This is a genomic window from Saccharothrix hoggarensis, assembly GCF_052936025.1.
The window spans coordinates 6,779,607-6,795,032 of record NZ_CP193624.1; the positions used below are offsets into that span (position 1 = coordinate 6,779,607).

General features: G+C 74.2%; 16 protein-coding genes and 1 pseudogene. 6 read left to right on the forward strand and 11 right to left on the reverse strand.

The genetic code is table 11. The features are described from left to right. Nucleotides 1-16: 16 nt before the first annotated feature. Both ACRAKH_RS30725 and ACRAKH_RS30730 read left to right on the forward strand, forming a co-directional pair. A complete protein-coding gene (locus ACRAKH_RS30725) occupies nucleotides 17-688 on the forward strand; it encodes a response regulator transcription factor (RefSeq protein ID WP_380729691.1) in 672 nt (223 codons plus the stop codon). Then, nucleotides 688-1,962: an ATP-binding protein gene (locus tag ACRAKH_RS30730; protein WP_380729693.1), complete on the forward strand. Its 1,275-nt coding sequence runs from the start codon at nucleotides 688-690 to the stop codon at nucleotides 1,960-1,962. The genes ACRAKH_RS30725 and ACRAKH_RS30730 overlap by 1 nt, the downstream gene beginning before the upstream one ends. A 58-nt stretch (nucleotides 1,963-2,020) precedes the next feature. On the opposite strand, the pseudogene ACRAKH_RS30735 reads toward ACRAKH_RS30730, so the two are convergent. The 9 genes and pseudogenes from ACRAKH_RS30735 to ACRAKH_RS30775 form a co-directional block, all read right to left on the reverse strand. Continuing rightward, a pseudogene (locus ACRAKH_RS30735) lies at nucleotides 2,021-2,269 on the reverse strand (hypothetical protein); the annotation flags it as partial. Beyond that, the gene (locus ACRAKH_RS30740; protein WP_447009453.1) at nucleotides 2,266-5,139 is read right to left on the reverse strand and encodes a glycohydrolase toxin TNT-related protein; all 2,874 of its coding nucleotides are present in this window, start codon (nucleotides 5,137-5,139) and stop codon (nucleotides 2,266-2,268) included. The gene ACRAKH_RS30740 and the pseudogene ACRAKH_RS30735, both read right to left, overlap by 4 nt. A 14-nt stretch (nucleotides 5,140-5,153) precedes the next feature. After that, on the reverse strand, nucleotides 5,154-5,462 hold the full coding sequence (locus ACRAKH_RS30745; protein WP_380726313.1) for a WXG100 family type VII secretion target: 309 nt from the start codon (nucleotides 5,460-5,462) through the stop codon (nucleotides 5,154-5,156). After that, complete coding sequence (locus ACRAKH_RS30750; RefSeq protein WP_380726315.1) at nucleotides 5,459-5,941, reverse strand: YbaB/EbfC family nucleoid-associated protein; 483 nt, start codon at nucleotides 5,939-5,941, stop codon at nucleotides 5,459-5,461. The genes ACRAKH_RS30745 and ACRAKH_RS30750 overlap by 4 nt, the downstream gene beginning before the upstream one ends. Further along, on the reverse strand, nucleotides 5,938-6,627 hold the full coding sequence (locus tag ACRAKH_RS30755) for an adenosylcobinamide amidohydrolase (protein ID WP_380726317.1): 690 nt from the start codon (nucleotides 6,625-6,627) through the stop codon (nucleotides 5,938-5,940). Before ACRAKH_RS30755 ends, ACRAKH_RS30750 begins: the two co-directional genes overlap by 4 nt. Beyond that, nucleotides 6,624-6,821: a hypothetical protein gene (locus ACRAKH_RS30760; RefSeq protein WP_380726319.1), complete on the reverse strand. Its 198-nt coding sequence runs from the start codon at nucleotides 6,819-6,821 to the stop codon at nucleotides 6,624-6,626. The genes ACRAKH_RS30755 and ACRAKH_RS30760 overlap by 4 nt, the downstream gene beginning before the upstream one ends. Before the next feature lie 371 nt (nucleotides 6,822-7,192). Beyond that, nucleotides 7,193-8,122, reverse strand: a complete 930-nt coding sequence (locus tag ACRAKH_RS30765) for a hydroxymethylglutaryl-CoA lyase (RefSeq protein WP_380726321.1) — start codon at nucleotides 8,120-8,122, stop codon at nucleotides 7,193-7,195. After that, nucleotides 8,109-8,639, reverse strand: a complete 531-nt coding sequence (locus ACRAKH_RS30770) for a PH domain-containing protein (protein WP_380726323.1) — start codon at nucleotides 8,637-8,639, stop codon at nucleotides 8,109-8,111. Before ACRAKH_RS30770 ends, ACRAKH_RS30765 begins: the two co-directional genes overlap by 14 nt. 46 nt (nucleotides 8,640-8,685) lie before the next feature. Continuing rightward, entirely contained in the window at nucleotides 8,686-9,474 is a 789-nt protein-coding gene (locus ACRAKH_RS30775; protein ID WP_380726325.1) for a biotin--[acetyl-CoA-carboxylase] ligase, read from the reverse strand. Nucleotides 9,475-9,688: 214 nt separating this feature from the next. Here ACRAKH_RS30775 and ACRAKH_RS30780 point away from each other — a divergent pair, with 214 nt between their 5' ends. Continuing rightward, nucleotides 9,689-11,320 (forward strand): acyl-CoA carboxylase subunit beta, encoded by a 1,632-nt coding sequence (locus tag ACRAKH_RS30780; RefSeq protein ID WP_380726327.1) that lies wholly within the window; start codon nucleotides 9,689-9,691, stop codon nucleotides 11,318-11,320. Next, a complete protein-coding gene (locus ACRAKH_RS30785) occupies nucleotides 11,317-11,529 on the forward strand; it encodes an acyl-CoA carboxylase subunit epsilon (protein ID WP_380726329.1) in 213 nt (70 codons plus the stop codon). Before ACRAKH_RS30780 ends, ACRAKH_RS30785 begins: the two co-directional genes overlap by 4 nt. Before the next feature lie 223 nt (nucleotides 11,530-11,752). Here the strand turns inward: ACRAKH_RS30785 and ACRAKH_RS30790 are convergent, their stop codons facing one another. After that, nucleotides 11,753-12,157 carry a hypothetical protein gene (locus ACRAKH_RS30790; protein WP_380726330.1) on the reverse strand — a complete coding sequence of 135 codons (405 nt, stop codon included), beginning with the start codon at nucleotides 12,155-12,157 and terminating at the stop codon, nucleotides 11,753-11,755. A 173-nt stretch (nucleotides 12,158-12,330) separates the two neighbouring features. Here ACRAKH_RS30790 and ACRAKH_RS30795 point away from each other — a divergent pair, with 173 nt between their 5' ends. Further along, nucleotides 12,331-12,951 (forward strand): Maf family protein, encoded by a 621-nt coding sequence (locus ACRAKH_RS30795; protein ID WP_380726332.1) that lies wholly within the window; start codon nucleotides 12,331-12,333, stop codon nucleotides 12,949-12,951. A 195-nt stretch (nucleotides 12,952-13,146) separates the two neighbouring features. Beyond that, nucleotides 13,147-14,466, forward strand: a complete 1,320-nt coding sequence (locus ACRAKH_RS30800; protein ID WP_380726334.1) for a dicarboxylate/amino acid:cation symporter — start codon at nucleotides 13,147-13,149, stop codon at nucleotides 14,464-14,466. A 237-nt stretch (nucleotides 14,467-14,703) separates the two neighbouring features. Here ACRAKH_RS30800 and ACRAKH_RS30805 read toward each other — a convergent pair whose 3' ends face one another. Continuing rightward, nucleotides 14,704-15,375: a hypothetical protein gene (locus tag ACRAKH_RS30805; RefSeq protein WP_380726336.1), complete on the reverse strand. Its 672-nt coding sequence runs from the start codon at nucleotides 15,373-15,375 to the stop codon at nucleotides 14,704-14,706. Between the last annotated feature and the right edge of the window lie 51 nt (nucleotides 15,376-15,426).

Below are 15,426 nucleotides of genomic sequence, written 5' to 3' on the forward strand. Positions count from 1 at the left end.
GCCTACGCTGGGCGGTGTGAGCGTGGTCTTGTTGGCCGAGGACGACCCGGCGATCGCGGAGCCCCTGTCGCGCGCGTTGCAGCGGGAGGGGTACCAGGTCCAGGTGGTCGGTGACGGTCCGGGAGCGCTGGACGCGGCCACCCACAGCGGGATCGACCTGTTGGTGCTCGACCTCGGCCTGCCCGGGATGGACGGGCTGGAGGTGTGCCGCCGGCTGCGCGCGGGCGGGCGCGGCATCCCGGTCCTGATGCTCACCGCGCGGTCCGACGAGGTGGACTTCGTCGTCGGGCTGGACGCGGGCGCCGACGACTACGTGGCCAAGCCGTTCCGGCTGGCCGAGCTGATGGCCCGCATCCGCGCCCTGCTCCGCCGCCGCGCGCCCGGCACGGTGGAGGTCAACGGCGTCCGGGTGGACCTCGCCGCGCGCCGCGTCACCGTGGAGGGGCAGGAGGTGCAGCTCGCGAACAAGGAGTTCGAGCTGCTGCGCGTGCTGATCCAGCGCGCCGGCCAGGTCGTGCACCGCGACGAGATCCTGTCCGAGGTCTGGAACGACCCGGAGCTGAAGAGCAGCAAGACCCTCGACATGCACATGTCCTGGCTGCGCCGGAAGCTCGGCGACGTCCGCAGCGTCGAACGGCGCATCGCCACCGTGCGCGGCGTCGGCTTCCGCTTCAACACCGCCGACTGATGCGCAGCCGCATCCTGCGGGCCATCCTGCTCGCCGTCGCCGTCACCGGGTTCGCGCTCGGCATCCCGCTCGGCTACACGGCGCTGCGGCTCGTCGAGGACGGCGCGCGCACGGACCTTGCCGCGCGGGCGCAGCGGATCGCCGCGTCCATCGACGACCAGATCGCGAGCGGTCGGCCGATCGACCTCGGGCCGGTGGAGGTCGGTGTGCCGGAAGGCGGACACCTCGTCGTCACGTCGGCCGGCGGGGTGCGGGAGTTCGGGCGGACACCGGGGATCGACGCGCTGTCGGTCGAGGTGCCGATCGCGCAGCAGGGCACCGTCCGGCTGGAGGTGTCGTCCGCGCCGATGCACACCGCCCAGTACCAGGTCGCGGCGCTCGTGGTGCTGCTCGTCGTGCTGTCGGTGAGCACCGGCACGGTCGTCGCCACGGTGACCGCCCGCAAGCTCGCCAAGCCGTTGCGGCACGTCGCCGCGCGCGCCGCCCGGCTCGGCGCGGGCGACTTCCGGCGGGACGACCGGCGGCACGGCGTGCCGGAGCTGGACCTCGTGGCGGACGCGCTGGACAAGTCGGCGGGCGCGCTGGCGCAGCTCGTGCAGCGGGAGCGCGAGCTGGTCGGCGACGTCTCGCACCAGCTGCGCAGCAGGCTGACCGCGTTGCAGCTGCGGCTGGAGGCGTTGTCGCTGCACCCCGAACCCGACACGGCCGCCGAGGCGCGGGCCGCGTTGGAGCAGGCCGAACGGCTGGCCGAGGTGCTGAACGAGATGCTGGCCGCCGCACGGGCCGCGCGGGCCGTCGGCGCGGAACCGCTCGACCTGGGCGCCGAGCTGTCCGCCATCGCCGAGGAGTGGCGGGAGCCGCTGCGACGGGCCGGGCGCGCGCTGCGGGTGAAGGTGCCGGAAGGTCTGCTGGCCCGTGCCACGCCCGCACGCCTGCGTGAGGCGATCGGCGTGCTGCTGGACAACGCCCTGCGGCACGGCGAGGGTCAGGTCGTCGTCTCCGCGCGCCGGGACGACGGCACGGTCGTCGTGGAGGTCGCCGACTCGGGCGCGGGCGTGCCGGACGAGCTCGCGCACCACATCTTCGAGCGCGGGGTGTCCGGCGGCGGGTCCACGGGCGTCGGCCTGGCGCTGGCCCGGGCCCTCGTGGACGCGGACGGCGGGCGGCTGGAGCTGTCCACCGCCCGCCCCGCGACGTTCGCCCTGTTCCTGCCCGTGCCGAGGGCCGAGGACGTGGTGGGCGTGACCTGGCGGACCGACCTCACGCCCCGCTAGTCGCCGGTGCTCCCGCCTGTTCGGGCTGCGCTTCCGATTCGACCGCCGGCTCCGCCTGGGGCAGCACGCCGACCGCGCCGCGCACGACCTGCGCCCACACGAGCCGGCCGAACAAGTAGTGGCAGGCGACGTCCTCGCTGGTGAACGCGGCCCAGTCGTACCGGTTGCCCTGCTCGCGCCAGAAGACCTCGAACCCCTCCTCGGTCGGCACCAGGCACCACGTGTTGTCGGCTTCCGCCCCGACCGACACCAGCTCGGCGGGCACGCCGACGGCCAGCAGCCAGCCCTGGATCGACTCGGCGTTCATCGGACCTCCTCCAGGTAGCCCAGCGCGACCAGGTCGGCGACCGGGTAGGTGGTGCGGTAGCGGACGCCGCCGCCGGGCTGGCCGAACCACTCGGCGGACAGCGTGAACCACACCGGCAGCACCTTGACCACGCGGTAGCGGTGGTAGCCGGCGTCCACGAGCGCGGGCGGCAGCGACCGGGCCGGGTACGCCGTGCCGAGCTGGGACAGCACCCGGCCCTCCGGCCCGCCGAACCGGTCCAGCTCGACGCCGACCGCGAGGACGCCCGGCTGCCCTTCCTCGTAACCGCCCTCGGGGAACAGCTCGCCGGGCGGCCACGCGTACTCGGGCGGGTCGGCGCGGACCAGGAACCGGCGGTCCCAGTCGCGTTCGTTCATGCCGGCCAACGGGTCGTAGCCGTCGAGCAGCTCCGGATCGGGCGCGCCGCCGGGCGTGAGGACCAGGCGCGGCCGGTTCGTCGCGGGCGACGGCGCGGTGGCCGGGGCCGCGTCCGCCGGCGCGCCGGCCAGCCGTGACGCCAGGCCGTCCTGGGCGGCGGCGCTGAGGTCGAGGCCGAACTGGGCGGACGCGTCCACCAGGTGGCCGTCCGGGTGGCCCTGGGGCTCGAACCGCAGGCCCGCGGCGAACGTCTCGTCCTCGGACGGCGGCGGGAGCTGGCGGGCCGGTTGCCGGCTGGGCGGCGGCAGCGTGCCGCCGGGGAACATGCCGAGCAGGAACACCGCCACGGCCTCGGTGGCCGGTTCCGCGGTGCCGCCCGGACGGACCGGGGGCGTGGCGGCGGGGGCCTGCGGTTCCGCGGGCAGGACCGCCGTCGACGGGGCGGGGAGGAGCGGGGAGCCGGCCGTGCTGTCACGGCCGCCGACGCCGAACGCGATGGGGACGACCGCGAAGCCGAGCAGCGCGTCCTTGCCGGTCGGGGCGGCGGCGTCCTTCGCCGGGACGTTCCCGGGCACGCCCTCGCCGCCCCTGGCCTGACCGTCACCCTTGGGCTGGCTCTCGCCCTTAGGCTGGCCGTCGCCCTTGGCCTGACCGTCGCCCTTGGCCTGACCGTCACCCTTCGGCTGGCCGTCGCCCCTGGTCTGGCTCTCGCCCTTGGGCTGGGCGTCGGTCCGGGCCTGGCCGTCCGCCTTGGCGGCGGTCTCCGTCTTCGCCGAACCTGCGCCGGCGTCCTTGGCCTGGCCCTGACCGCCTTGGCCCTGTCCTTGCCCCTGACCGGGTTGGGTGGTGGTCTGACCGGGCTGCGACGCGACCTGCGCGGCACGGGCCTCGACCTTCTGGGCCGCCTGCTGGGCCGGGGCCTGGGTGTTCGCGGCGGTGTTCGCGGCGGTGTTCGCGGCCGGGGTCTGGGCGGCGGCCGGGGTCGCCGCGGCCGGTGCGCCGGCCGGACCGCCGACAGCGGGTCCGTTGAACGACGGTCCTTGCGGCGCGCCCTGGTTCGCCGCCGGCGGGGCCGGTTGGGCGGGCGCGTGCGGGGTGTCGACGTGCGCCACCGGCCGGTCGAGGACCGCGGCCGACGACTGGTTGACCGTGCCCTCGGCCCTGGTGACGGTGTCCGTGACGGGGGCCGCGACCGCGCCGAGGACCGGGTCCACGACGTCACCGAGCCGGTTGACCAGACCGGGCGCGCCACCGGACTGGCCCGGCTGGCCGCCCGAGTGGCCGGGAGCGTGGTCGCGGCCGGACGTCACGGTGTCGGCCGCTCCCTGGACCGCGTGGTCCACGGTGTGCCCGACGCCCTGCGCGACGTTGCCGGCCGTGTCGAGGACCGGGTCCACGACGGCCGCGACCGGCGGCGCGACCGCGCCCACCGCGCCCACGACCGGCTGGGCCACCGCGCCGACCGCGTCGGTCACCCCGCCGACGAGACCACCGACCAGCCCTGGCGCCTGACCGCCGGCGGCTCCGCCCTCGACCGGCGCACCGCCGCCGACCAGACCGCCCACCAAGCCACCCACCACGCCGCCACCGGCCGCACCACCACTTGGCGCACTGCCTGGCGCGCCACCGGCCGCACTGCCATCGGCCGGCGCACCGCCGCCGACAAGGCCACCGACCAGGCCGCCCACGGTGCCGCCACCGGGCGCACCGCCGCCCACGAGTCCACCGACCAGGCCGGCAGCCTGGCCACCGCCCGAAGCTCCACCGCCGGCCGGAGCACCGTCACCGCCGACCAGACCACCGACGAGGCCGCCGGCTGCGCCGCCAACCGGCAACCCACCGGCACCGCCACCGAGAAGCCCGCCGGCACCGCCACCGTGGCCCGAACCAGCGCCGTTGCCGGGGCCGTTCTGACCTGACCCCTGACCGACGTCACCGGGTCCGTGCACGCCGGGGTTGGGGTTGACGAGGGCCTGGCCGCCGCCGATCTGCACACCGCTGTCCAGCCGGACCGCGCTGGTCAACGTGTCGGTCAGGTGCGCGACGTTCGCCGCCGCCCCGCGCACCGCCGTGTCGAGGCCCAGCAACGCGGTCGGGTGGCCGGCGCTCGCGGCCTGCTGCGCGGCGTCGTTGTTCTTCGCCAGGTTCACCAGCTCGCGCACCAGTTCGACCTTGGCCGCGCCGATCTGCTCGGCCGCGTGGTCCAGGCGGTCGGCCGCGGCGGTGCAGCCGCGCACCACCGAGTTCAAGGTGCCGTCGGGCGCGGTGAACGCGTTCCAGTGGCCGCGGGCCGCTTCGGCGGCCGAGCCGGACATGGTGGCCAGCACCTTGCCCGCCGCGCCGTCGGACTCGCCCGCCAACGTCGACAGCTTGGCGCCCGCCTCCCGCCACGCGACGGCGGACGCGCGGAGGGCGTCCTCGTCGGCCTGCGGCCACGTCACGCCGGCCTTCGCCGCGACCTCGGCCAGTTCGGCCGGCAGCTCGATCCCCATCACGGCCCCCTGAGTCAGATCGCGCCGAGCGCGGTGCTGTTGCCGTCTTCGACGTCCCGGTACGTGCGGGCCGTCTCGGCGAAGCGCTCACCGACGCCCCCGAACCCGCCGCGCAACCCGGCGAGGCCGCTGAGCACGTCACCCGACGGCTGGACGTGGCTCGCCGCGAAGCTCTGCCCGATCGCGTCGCCGCCCCAGCAGTCGCCGATCGACTCCAGCACGCCGGTCAGGTCGCCCGCGATCTTCCCGGCGCGCTCGGCGAACGCGGTGAAGTCGCCCGCGCCCTCGGTGAGCCGGGCGAGGTCGGTCTGGAAGCCGTTCATCGCGATCTCCTCGGCGTGGCCTCGACGTCGAGCCAGTCGCGCTGCTCGAAGTCCTCGTCATCGTCAACGACCGGGCGGCGTCGAGGTGGCTGCGGCGGCCGGCTCTCGCCGACGTCGTCCGCGCCGATCTCCTCGGGGCGGAGGTCGGCCGTGCCGCGCAGCAACGCCTCGGGGTCCGTGCCGGCGGGCAGGACCGGGCTCAACGTCCGGTAGGCGGCTTCCGCGGCCTCGGCGGCCGCCGCCCGCGTGGTGCCCACGATCAGCTCGGCGAGCTGCGCCGGGCGGAGCCGGTAGGCGTGGTCGGCCAGCACGAGGTCCGCGAGCGAGCCCTTGGCGTCGACCACGGCGGTCACCGAGCCGTCCGGGCTGGTGGCCTTCCCGGACACGCGGGCGAGGTCGCGGTGCACGGACGCCAGCTGGTCACGGCTGCGCCGGTAGTCGGCGAGCAGCTCGTCCACCTGGGCGCGGTGATCGGTCATCGCGGCCACCTCCGGTCCTCACCGTCGCCGGGCATGGTCGTCGGTCGCGCGTTGGACGTCGTGACCGACGACCGGGTTCCCGCGCGTTCGAGGGAAATCCCGGCGTGGACGGCGCGGTGGACCGTCCGGGCCAACGCGGACCCGATCGCGGACCGCGGGCCGCCGTAGGGCTCCGCCGGGCCGTCCGCGGGGCACAGCAGGACGACGGCGTCGGTGACCGTCCCGGTGCCGGGCACGCCCGCCTCCGCCAGCGCCTGCGCCTTGGCCTCGGCGACGGTCGCGACCGCGTTCACCAGCGCCGCGTCCGCCAACCGCACCGGCAGCACGCACACCGCGTTGATCGTGCCCACGGCGGGCGCGACCTCGTCGACCGGCGGCGCGGCGGCCCACGTCGGGTGCGCCCCGATGCCGGTCGTCACCCACGACCGCACGCCGTCGTCCTCCGCGGGCACCACGTCCCGCACGTCGACGGCGGTCAGCAGCCCGGTCCCGGCGCCGCGCAACCCGAGGTCGTCCGCGATCTCCCGCACGTGCGCGTCCGGGTCGAGCCGCGCGTAGTCCTTCGGCACGGTGGCGTTCAGCACCCAGTGCCGGACGCCGAGCCCGCCGCCGTGCGGGCCGGACGAGATCGCCAGCGCCGGCCGACGAGGCCGCCACACCAGGACGCCGGGGTGCCGTTCGATCACGGCGCGAGCCGCACGAGCGCGCGGCTCGGTCCGCGCCGCTCCACCACCTCGAACCCGGCGTCGGTGAACATGCCCACCGTGCCGTGGTAGAGGTCGCCGGAGCTCTTCTTCGCCCCGCCCCTCTCCACCGGGTAGCCCTCGACGGCACGCGCGCCGTGCTCGCGGGCGAACCGCACGGCGTGCTCCAGCAGCAACGCGCCGAGGCCGCGGCAGGGCGGTGCGGTGGATGAAGAAGCACGTCACCGACCACACGTCGGACAGGTCCTCGTCGGGGTCCGCGGGCGCGGCGACCCTGGTGCGCGCCAACCTCGGGTAGGCCGGCCGGGGCGCGACCGCCACCCACCCGGCGGGCCGCTCGCCGTCGACCGCGAGCAACCCCACCGGCGCCCCGGACGACACCCTGGCGCGCAGCAGCTCCTTGTTGCCCGCCGAGCCGTTGGCCCGCATCTCGGCGCTCGCCTGGAAGACCCACGTGCACCAGCAGCCGGCCTGCGCGCCGTTCGGCCCGAACAGCTCCTCCAGCAGCGGCCACGTCTCCGGCGTCAGCTCCACGACCCGCACCGGACTACCCCCGCAGCGCCCGGACCACCCGCGACGGGCTGGGCCGGCCCAGCCGCTCCGCCATCCACGCGCTGGTGTCGGCGAGCTTGTCGAGGTCGACGCCGTGCCGGACGCCCAGCCCGTCGAGCATCCACACCAGGTCCTCCGTGGCGAGGTTGCCGGTCGCGGACTCCGCGTAGGGGCAACCGCCGAGGCCGCCCGCCGACGAGTCGACCGTGCGCACGCCCGCCTGCAACGCGGCCAACGTGTTCGCCAGCGCCTGCCCGTACGTGTCGTGGAAGTGCACGGCCAACCGGTCCACGTCGTCGAAACCGGCCAGCAGCGCCGTCACCTGGCCCGGCGTGGCGACGCCGATCGTGTCGCCGAGGGACAGCTGGTCGCAGCCCATGTCCAGCAGCCGCTTGCCGACGCCGACGACCTGGTCACGGGCCACCGCGCCCTCCCACGGGTCGCCGAAGCACATGGACACGTACCCGCGGACCCGCAGGCCCTCGGCCTTCGCGCGGGACACGACCGGGTCGAACATGGCGAACTGCTCGTCCAGCGACCGGTTCAGGTTGCGCCGCGCGAACGTCTCGGTGGCGCTGGCGAAGATCGCGACGTGGTCGACGCCCGCCCGCAGCGCGCGCTCCAGCCCGCGCTCGTTCGGCACCAGCACCGGGTAGGTGACGCCGGGGCGCTTGACCAGGCCGGCCAGCAGCTCCTCGGCGTCCGCCAGCTGCGGCACCCACTTGGGGTGCACGAAGCTCGTGGCCTCCAGCACCGTGCCGCCCGCGTCGGCGAGGCGGTCCAGGAACTCCAGCTTGGTGGCGACCGGCACCACCTCCGACTCGTTCTGCAGCCCGTCCCGCGGCCCGACCTCCCAGATCGTCACGCGGTCCGGGAGCCCGCTCCCGCCGACCGTCTCCGGCAGACCGACTTCACGCGCGCCCATCGCTGACCCTGTCCTCCGGCTGGTGGTCGTCCTCGGGGTTGTCGTTGATCTCCCGGTACAGCATGGAGTGGACCTTCTCGACGCCCGGGATGTCGTCGAACTCCAGCGGCTCGTCCGACGCCGACTCGATGATCAGCGTGCCGCAGCCCAGCACCCGGTCCAGCAGGCTGTGCTCGAACCGGACGCTGTTGATGCGGCCGAGCGGGATGTCCAGACCGGTCCGCTTGACCACGCCGATCCGGTACATCACGCGGTCGCTGGTGACGATGAAGTGCGTGGTGCGCCAGCGGACCACGGGCGCCACGGTCAGCCAGGCGACGAGCACCAGGACGACCGCGCCGAGGGCGATCCACGCGACCGACGCCCAGCTCTGGTCCGCCACGAGCGCCGCCAGGTACGCGCCACCGCCGACCGCGACGAGGAGCACGAGCACCGGGACGAGCAACGTCTTCCAGTGCGGGTGCTGGTGGATCACGACGTGCTCGCTCGGGCTGAGCAGGTCGTCCGGGTAGGCCACGACGGTCCCTTTCGGTGGCGGGGCTCGCCCAGTGCTGGGGCAGCCCTCACCGTACCCGCAGGTGCACCACGTCCCCGGCGGAAACGGAGTGGTCGACGCCGGCGTCGTCGCGCACCACGATCGTGCCGTCGGCCTCCAGGCGGTGGGCCGTGCCGAGCAGCGGCTCGCCCTTGGCCAGCTCCACCCGCACCGGGCGGCCGAGCGTGACGCAGTGCGCGCGGTACTCCTCGCGCAACGCCGGGTCGTCGCCGCCGGTCCGCCGCCACTGCGCCTCCAGCGCGGCGAGTTCGGTGAGCAGCGCGATCGCCACCGCGGTCCGGTCGAGCGGGCCCGCGTGGTCTTCGAGGCTGGTCGGCCGCAGCCCGCCCACGCCCGGCTCGACGTCGTCGGGCAGGCGGGCCACGTTGAGCCCGATGCCGACGACCACGGCCTGGGCCACGCCGGCGGTGACGTCGGCCAGCACGCCGGCCGCCTTGGCGTCCCCGACGAGCAGGTCGTTCGGCCACTTCAGGGTGGCGTCGACGCCGAAGGCCTTCGCCGTGCGGACCAGCGCGACCCCGGCCAGCAACGTGAGCCACGGCAGCCTGGCGGGGGCGACGCCGCTCGGGCGGAACAGGGCGCTGAGGTACAGGCCGCCGGTCGGCGACGACCAGCCGCGGCCGCGTCGACCGAGGCCGGCGGTCTGCCGTTCGGCGATGAGGACGGTGCGGTCGGGCGCGCCCCGGCCCGCCGCGGCACGCAGGTCGGCGTTGGTGGAACCGGTGTCGGCGACCACGTCGAGGGCCGCGTACGGGCCGATGAGCTGGTCGCGGAGCGCTGCGGCGTCGAGGGTCACGGCACGCACCCTATGAGCGGCGGCGGTGGCCCGCACGACCCGGTGCCGGGGAGTCGCGGCCCGCCCCGCGCGCTTGTCGGAGCGGTGTGGATCGCGGGGCGGGACGCGTGGTCAAGCCTGCAACCTCCACCGCGCTGGAGGTCAACACCGGCCGACCGTGACGTGGGCAACTACCCCAGTGCCCGCCGAGACGGGCTGGTTAAGCTGCCCGGTCATGAGCAGTGCGACCGCCCCCATCGGCGAGGAGCCGGACGTCCACACCACCGCCGGGAAGCTGGCCGACCTGCACCGGCGCAACGAAGAAGCCGTGCACGCCGGTTCGGCCCGCATGGTGGAGAAGCAGCACGCCAAGGGCAAGAAGACCGCCCGCGAACGGATCGAGCTGCTGCTCGACCCCGGCTCCTTCGTGGAGCTGGACGAGCTGGCGCGCCACCGCTCGACCAACTTCGGGCAGGAGCGCAACAAGCCCTACGGCGACGGCGTGGTGACCGGCTACGGCACCGTCGACGGCCGCCCGGTGTGCGTGTTCAGCCAGGACGTCACGATCTTCGGCGGCTCGCTCGGCGAGGTCTACGGCGAGAAGATCGTCAAGGTCATGGACCTGGCGATCAAGACCGGCCGGCCGATCGTCGGCATCAACGAGGGCGGCGGCGCGCGCATCCAGGAGGGCGTCGTCTCGCTCGGCCTCTACGGCGAGATCTTCCGCCGCAACGTCGCCGCGTCCGGCGTCGTCCCCCAGATCTCGCTGATCATGGGCGCGGCCGCCGGCGGGCACGTCTACTCGCCCGCGCTGACCGACTTCGTGGTCATGGTCGACAAGACGTCGCACATGTTCATCACCGGCCCGGACGTGATCAAGACCGTCACGGGCGAGGACGTCGGCTTCGAGGAGCTGGGCGGCGGGCGCACCCACAACACCAAGTCGGGCAACGCGCACTACCTCGGGGACAACGAGGAGGACGCCATCTCCTACGTCAAGGAGCTGCTGTCCTACCTGCCCGCGAACAACATGTCCGAGCCGCCGGTCTTCGACGCGCCGGACGACCTGGTGCACGGCCCCGTCGAGGACGCGATCACCGACGCCGACCGCGAGCTGGACACGCTGATCCCGGACTCGGCGAACCAGCCGTACGACATGCACGAGGTCATCACCCGGGTGCTGGACGAGGGCGAGTTCCTCGAGGTCCAGCCCCTGTTCGCGCCGAACATCCTGGTCGGCTTCGGCCGGGTCGACGGCCACTCGGTCGGCATCGTCGCCAACCAGCCCACCCAGTTCGCGGGCTGCCTCGACATCGACGCCTCCGAGAAGGCCGCGCGGTTCGTGCGGACCTGCGACGCGTTCAACATCCCGGTGCTGACGTTCGTGGACGTGCCCGGCTTCCTGCCCGGCACCGACCAGGAGTGGAACGGCATCATCCGGCGCGGCGCGAAGCTGATCTACGCCTACGCCGAGGCGACCGTGCCGCTGGTCACCGTGATCACCCGCAAGGCGTACGGCGGCGCGTACGACGTGATGGGCTCCAAGCACCTCGGCGCGGACATCAACCTGGCGTGGCCGACGGCGCAGATCGCCGTCATGGGCGCGCAGGGCGCGGCGAACATCGTGCACCGCAAGACGTTGGCCGCCGCGGCGGCCGCGGGCGAGGACGTGGACGCGCTGCGGGCGAAGTTGCAGCAGGAGTACGAGGACACGCTCTGCAACCCGTACGTGGCGGCGGAACGCGGCTATGTTGACAGCGTGATCCCTCCGTCGTCCACGCGCTCCTACGTCGCCCGGGCGTTGGCGATGCTGCGCGACAAGCGCGAGGTGCTGCCGCCCAAGAAGCACGGGAACATCCCGCTGTGACCGGGGCACCGCACCTCCGGGTCGTGCGCGGCAACCCGGACGACGTCGAACTGGCCGCCGTCACGGCGGTGGTGGCCGCCCTGTCCTCGGCGGGCACCACCGCCGAGGACCGCCCCCGCCGCTCCACCTGGGCCGACCCGTCCAGGATGGTCCGCCGCGCCCTACCGCACGGCCCAGGAGCCTGGCGAGCCTCAGCCCTACCCGGCTGACCCACCCGCCCCACACCGCCGCACTCCGCCCGCCCACCACATTCGCCCACACGCATCCGGCAACGACCCTCAACGGGACCACCGGTCGCGAGGCCGCGTCGGTCGTTCGCGTCCTCATTTCCCGACGATCACGCTTTCCGATCGTCGGGAAATCAGGGCGCGAACGACCGACTCCCAGGCGGCCGAGCCGCGACGCCGGAGGCGGCGCAATTCAACACAACCCTCAACACCCCACCCGCCGGGAGTTCACCTGCACGCCGGTGTCGCCCAGAACGGTGACCTCGCGGCAGCGCACCCCGTCGGGCACGTGCAGGCGGACGCGCATCCACACGGTGCCGGCGCCGATCCGGGCGTCCAGCACCTCGACGCCCTGGGCGGCCACGGCGGCGGGCACGGCGTCGACGTGCCGCAACGCCCGCGCGACGGTGGTGACCTGGTCCATCAGCCGGTGCTCGGCGCGGTCGCTGCCGTTCGCGAACGGCCAGAACGGCACGCCGTACCCCACCGGGTCGGTGGAGACGACCCGTGCCGTCAGGACGAGGATCAAGACGGCCGGCGCGACCCACAACCACCGGTACCGGCCTCGACCCCGGTCGATCCGGCGGACCACCAGAGCCAAACGCTGCACGCTCCCGAGCGTGCCCAAGGTCCGGACCACGCGCATCGGTAGTTCTACGCACGGCCCCCGCCACGACGCCGTGAGGTCGTCGCGGGAGCGGTCGGGCTTCGGGACCACGTACCCGCGTCCCCCGCGACCGGCGTCGTCCGACGGGCTTCGGCGGGAGTCCTAGGCTGCACGTCGTGCGCTTCGTTCTCGCCTCCCAGTCCCCCGCCCGCCTGGCCGTGCTCCGCGCCGCCGGGGTCGAGCCCGTCGTCCGCGTGTCCGGCGTGGACGAGGACGCGCTGGCCGCCTCGCTCACCGACCCGACGCCCGAAGAGCTGGTCACGGCGCTCGCGACGGCCAAGGCGGAGGCGATCGCGTCGAGCCTCGACGACGACGTCGCCGCGGACGCGGTGGTCGTCGGCTGCGACTCGATGCTGCTGACCGCCGACGGCGAGGTGCACGGCAAGCCGGGCACGGTGGAGGTCGCGCGGGAGCGCTGGAAGAAGATGGCCGGCACCACCGGCACGCTGCTGACCGGCCACGCGGTGCTGCGGGTGCGCGACGGCGAGGTGGTGGACCGGACCGCCGGGCACGAGGCGACGCTGGTCCGGTTCGGCCGCCCGGCGGACGACGAGCTGGAGGCCTACCTGGCGACCGGCGAGCCGCTGCACGTGGCGGGCGCGTTCACGCTGGACGGGCTGGGCGGCTGGTTCGTGGACGGCATCGACGGCGACCCGTCGAGCGTGATCGGGATCAGCCTGCCGCTCACCCGGCGGCTGCTGCGCGAGATCGGCGTCGCGGTGTCCGACATGTGGTAGCCGTTGTCACATTTTCACTGATCCGGGAAGCTCCTCGAAGGTCTTTCGCGTTGGGGGAGCCGTGGGTGAATTGCTGACGCGCCGCCGTCACATCGACTTCGGGCGCAGGACGAGCGCGGGCTGTCGGGGCTGACGCCCCGCCGTCCGTCCCCGCGCCCACCCGTGCGCCCACCCCTGCGCCCACCCGGAGCAACCATGTCGTTCGTCCGCAGTTACACCAAGCCGAAGGTCTTCGGCGTCGCCGTCCTCGCCGCGCTCGTGCTGGGCGCGCTCGCCGGGTACGTCGCGAAGAGCGCCGAGCAGGAGTGGCTGACCACCACCCTCGGCCACATCGGCGACGTCTTCACCAGCCTGTTGCAGTTCACCGTCATCCCCCTGGTGTTCACCGCGATCGTGGTGGGCATCACGAGCCTGCGCCGGCTCGGCACGAACCGGGCGGCGCGCCTCGGCGGCAAGACGCTGCTGTGGTTCGCCATCACGTCGCTGATCGCCGTGCTGATCGGCCTCGCCATCGCGTTGGTCTTCAAGCCGGGCGCGGGCGTGCAGGTCCAGCCGTCGCAGGCGGCCGTGGAGAAGCTGGCCGCGCGCGACCCCGGCTCGTGGAGCACGCTGCTGGAGACCCTGATCCCGTCGAACCTGTTCAGCGCCTTCACCGAGGGCGAGGTGCTGCAGGTCGTGTTCATCTCGGTCCTGGTGGGCTTCGCCGCGTACGCGCTGGGCGAGAAGGCCGAGCCGTTCGTCACGCTGACCCGCTCGGTGTTCGACCTGATCCAGAAGGTCGTCGGCTGGATCGTGCTGCTGGCCCCGATCGGCGTGTTCGGCCTGATCGGGACGGCGTTCGCGACGTACGGCAACTCGTTCGTGCGGCCGCTGTTCTCGCTGATCGCGTCGGTGTACGGCGGGTCGCTGCTGGTGCTGTTCGTGGTGTACCCGCTGCTGCTGCGGTTCGTCGGCCGGGTGTCGCCGGTGACGTTCTTCGGCAAGGCGTGGACCGCGATCCAGTTCGCCTTCGTGTCGCGCTCGTCGGGCGCGACGCTGCCGCTGAGCCGGCAGACCGCCGCCAACCTCGGCGTGGACAACGACTACGCGTCGTTCGCCGTGCCGCTGGGCACGACCACGAAGATGGACGGCTGCGCCGCCGTGTACCCCGCCATCGCCACGGTGTTCATCGCGAACCTGTTCGGCGTGCAGCTGGGCGTGTGGCAGTACGTGGCCATCGTCGCGGTCGCCGTGTTCGGCGCCCTGGCGACCGCCGGCACCACCGGCTGGTTCACCATGCTGACGCTGACCCTGGGCGCGGTGAACATGCCGCCGGAGGTCATCGCCACCGGTGTCGCCGTGGTCTACGCGATCGACCCGATCCTGGACATGGTCCGCACGGCCACGAACGTGACCGGCCAGATCACCGTCCCGGTGCTCGTCGCCCGCGGCGAGGGCCTGCTCGACGACGAGGTCCTGAACGCCCCGAGCGAGCCGCCGCTGCTGAGCGCGCCCCGCACCCCCGTCCCCGCCTGACCGGGACGTCCGACACACCGGCCCGGCCGCGGGAGCCACCTCCCGCGGCCGGGCCGTTCGCGTTCCCGGGCCGCTCGCGTTCCCGGGCCGTTCGCGTTCGGGGGCCGTTCGCGTTCGCAGGCAACACGCGGCCCGACACACGGCACGGCCCGAGGCCCACGGACCAGTCACGCACCGCTCACTCCCGCACCACCCGACGTCCACGGGCCGGGCACCGACCCCGCCGAGGCCCAGGGGTCAGGTGCCGCACGAGCCGAGGTCCGGCGGGCTCGGCCCGACCTCCGGCCAGCCCGGCAGGGCCTCCGGCACGTCCACGACGGCCGTGCAGCCCAGCTCACCGCCACCCTCGGCCAACGAGAAGACCTGCGCGAACCAGCCCGCGCAGTCGTCACCCGACGGGCACGCCCGCTGCACCGCCACCACGTCGGCGACCGTGTCGTCGTCCACGTCGCGCAACGCCAGGTACGCCCCGCTGGAGACGTACGGCACCTGCGCCCGCGACCACGCCCCCGACCTGCGCACCAGCACCTCGCCGAGCACCTCGCCGTCGACCTCCCCGCGCACCAGGCACACGCCGACCTCGGCGTCCACGCACTGGAGCGACGCCTCGGTGATCTCCGCCCCCGACGACGCGATGGTCAGCTCGAAGATGTTCGGCCCCGAAGCGCCGGCGGTGCGGATGCGGCCGGCGCCCTCGCCGACCAGCAATTCCACTGAATCGACACCGACCTCCCGTTTCACGATCGAACGACACGTCGTCGTGCCGCACCGCAATTCGTCCTGCGGCGCGGTGGCGCCGGCGTCGGACAGGGCCGGAGGGCGCAGTGACCAGGCGATGACCAGCCCCGCGACCGTGGTGAGGACGGCCGCGCAGGCGACCACGAGCGCGGCTGTGGGCGGGCGTGTCACGATTGCCGATTGTTCCACCCAGGCGTGAGGTGTCTCTCGGTCACGGTGTAC

Excerpts from the sequence above, each read along its gene's own strand:
- ACRAKH_RS30730 (WP_380729693.1), top strand. The coding sequence starts at position 688 with ATGCGCAGCCGCATCCTGCGGGCCATCCTGCTCGCCGTCGCCGTCACC.
- ACRAKH_RS30740 (WP_447009453.1), bottom strand. The coding sequence starts at position 5,139 with ATGGGGATCGAGCTGCCGGCCGAACTGGCCGAGGTCGCGGCGAAGGCC.
- ACRAKH_RS30745 (WP_380726313.1), bottom strand. The coding sequence starts at position 5,462 with ATGAACGGCTTCCAGACCGACCTCGCCCGGCTCACCGAGGGCGCGGGC.
- ACRAKH_RS30750 (WP_380726315.1), bottom strand. The coding sequence starts at position 5,941 with ATGACCGATCACCGCGCCCAGGTGGACGAGCTGCTCGCCGACTACCGG.
- ACRAKH_RS30765 (WP_380726321.1), bottom strand. The coding sequence starts at position 8,122 with ATGGGCGCGCGTGAAGTCGGTCTGCCGGAGACGGTCGGCGGGAGCGGG.
- ACRAKH_RS30780 (WP_380726327.1), top strand. The coding sequence starts at position 9,689 with ATGAGCAGTGCGACCGCCCCCATCGGCGAGGAGCCGGACGTCCACACC.
- ACRAKH_RS30800 (WP_380726334.1), top strand. The coding sequence starts at position 13,147 with ATGTCGTTCGTCCGCAGTTACACCAAGCCGAAGGTCTTCGGCGTCGCC.